A 2,305-nucleotide genomic window follows, 5' to 3' on the forward strand; every position below is an offset into this window, starting at 1 on the left:
CGTAGGCCCAGCGCCGCTAACGCAGACGGCAATGCGCTGGTAATAAATTTTACCGGCGATTGCTGGCTCGAGGTGTTTGACGCCGGCGGTAAGAAACTGTTTAGCGGTATTCAGCACAGCAGTGCTACGCTGAATCTTACTAGCCAGGCGCCGTTCAAATTGAAAATCGGTGCCCTGGCCGCAGTGCGGGTTCAATATCAAAGCAAACCAGCGGGATCTGAGCCGGTTAATCCAATCAAATCAGGTTGCGCGATTGACCGTAGCTGCCCAGTAAGTAAAGAGTAAAGCTAGTCGGCAAGGTTGGAGAAAGATCAATGCATAATTCCGTACCCATAACCCGTCGAAAATCGAAACGTATTTACGTCGGCAAGGTGCCGGTAGGTGACGGCGCCCCCATTGCAGTGCAGTCAATGACCAACACGCGCACTACCGATGTCACGGCGACGGTGCAGCAAATACAGGCGCTGGAGCGCGTAGGTGTTGATATTGTTCGCGTGTCGGTGCCTACCATGGACGCCGCCGAAGCGTTTAAACTTATCAAGCAGCAGGTCGCTGTGCCACTGGTGGCGGACATCCATTTTGACTATCGCATAGCTCTAAAAGTAGCCGAATACGGCGTAGACTGCCTGCGCATCAATCCCGGCAACATTGGTAACGAAGGGCGCATCCGTTCAGTGGTGGACTGCGCGCGCGACAATAATATTCCGATACGCATCGGCGTCAACGCCGGTTCCCTTGAGCGCGATCTGCAGGAAAAATATGGCAAACCTACGCCGGAGGCTCTGCTGGAGTCCGCTATGCGCCATGTGGATATCCTCGACAGACTCAACTTCGACGCGTTCAAGGTCAGCGTGAAAGCATCCGATGTGTTTCTGGCGGTGCAATCTTACCGCCTACTGGTGTCACGCATCGATCAGCCGCTGCATCTTGGTATCACCGAGGCCGGCGCCGCCCGCAGCGGGGCGGTGAAATCGGCTATTGGCCTGGGGCTACTTCTTAGCGAGGGTATCGGTGATACGCTGCGCATTTCGCTGGCAGTGGATCCGGTGGAAGAAGTGAAGGTCGGTTTCGATATTTTGAAATCGCTGCGTATTCGCGAGCGCGGTATCAATTTCATCGCCTGCCCGACGTGTTCGCGCCAGGAGTTTGACGTAATCGGCACCGTAAACGCCCTAGAACAGCGCCTAGAAGACATCGTCACACCGATGGATGTCTCCATCATCGGCTGCGTAGTGAACGGTCTAGGCGAAGCACTGGTTTCCACGCTGGGGGTGACCGGCGGCCATAACACAAGCGGCTTTTACGAAGACGGCGTTCGCCAGCGTGAGCGTTTCGATAACGAACTGATGATCGACCAATTAGAAGCCCGCATTCGCGTGAAAGCAGCGATGTTGGACGAGAATAATCGCATCGTGGTCAGTCTGGTAGAAAAATAACATAGGTAAAGATTCGACATGGCAAAGAACATCCAGGCCATTCGCGGCATGAACGACTATTTGCCGGATGAGACGGCATTCTGGCAGCGCGTTGAGGGGACACTTAAGGGCGTGCTGACCAGTTATGGCTACAGTGAAATCCGTCTGCCGATCGTCGAACAGACCCCGCTGTTCCAGCGGGCCATTGGTGAAGCTACTGATGTGGTGGAAAAAGAAACGTACAGCTTCGCCGATCGCAACGGCGACAGCCTGACCTTGCGTCCGGAGGGTACCGCCGGCTGCGTGCGCGCCGGGATTGAACACGGACTATTGTACAACCAGGAACAGCGGCTGTGGTATATGGGTCCCATGTTCCGCTACGAGCGTCCGCAGAAAGGACGCTACCGCCAGTTTCACCAGATGGGCGCTGAGGTATTTGGTCAGCAGGGGCCAGACGTCGACGCCGAGCTCATTTTGCTCACCGCCCGTTGGTGGCGCGCGCTGAGCATTAGTGAGTATGTATCGCTGGAGCTGAATTCCATCGGGTCGCTGGAAGCGCGCGCCAGGTATCGCGAGGCGCTGGTGACATTTCTCGGTCGGCACGAAGACCGATTGGACGAGGATTGTCGCCGCCGTATGCACACTAATCCGATGCGGGTACTGGACACCAAAAACCCTGATATTCAGGCGCTGCTCAACGATGCTCCGGTCATGATCGATTATCTCGACGACGATTCCCGCGTCCATTTTTCCAGTCTATGTGAACTTTTAGGCCTGGCCGGTATCCCATACACGGTTAATCCGCGTTTAGTACGCGGTCTGGATTACTATAACCGAACGGTTTTTGAGTGGGTGACTACACGCTTGGGTTCACAGGGTACTGTTTGCGG

General features: G+C 55.4%; 2 protein-coding genes and 1 pseudogene. All 3 read left to right on the plus strand.

Annotated elements, in window-relative coordinates:
- Positions 1–274 (plus strand): annotated as a pseudogene (locus tag BG74_RS16560) (RodZ domain-containing protein); the annotation flags it as partial.
- A gap of 40 nt (positions 275–314) precedes the next feature.
- Positions 315–1,436, plus strand: a complete 1,122-nt coding sequence (gene ispG / locus BG74_RS03975; protein WP_066596753.1) for a flavodoxin-dependent (E)-4-hydroxy-3-methylbut-2-enyl-diphosphate synthase — start codon at positions 315–317, stop codon at positions 1,434–1,436.
- Positions 1,437–1,454: 18 nt separating this feature from the next.
- On the plus strand, positions 1,455–2,305 hold an 851-nt coding region (gene hisS, locus BG74_RS03980; protein ID WP_066596755.1), incomplete at its 3' end, for a histidine--tRNA ligase.

Source organism: Sodalis-like endosymbiont of Proechinophthirus fluctus, from assembly GCF_001602625.1.
Taxonomy (GTDB): Bacteria; Pseudomonadota; Gammaproteobacteria; order Enterobacterales; family Enterobacteriaceae.

Bases quoted from the DNA above. Each gene is read 5' to 3' on its own strand.
- ispG (WP_066596753.1), top strand. From the start codon at position 315: ATGCATAATTCCGTACCCATAACCCGTCGAAAATCGAAACGTATTTAC.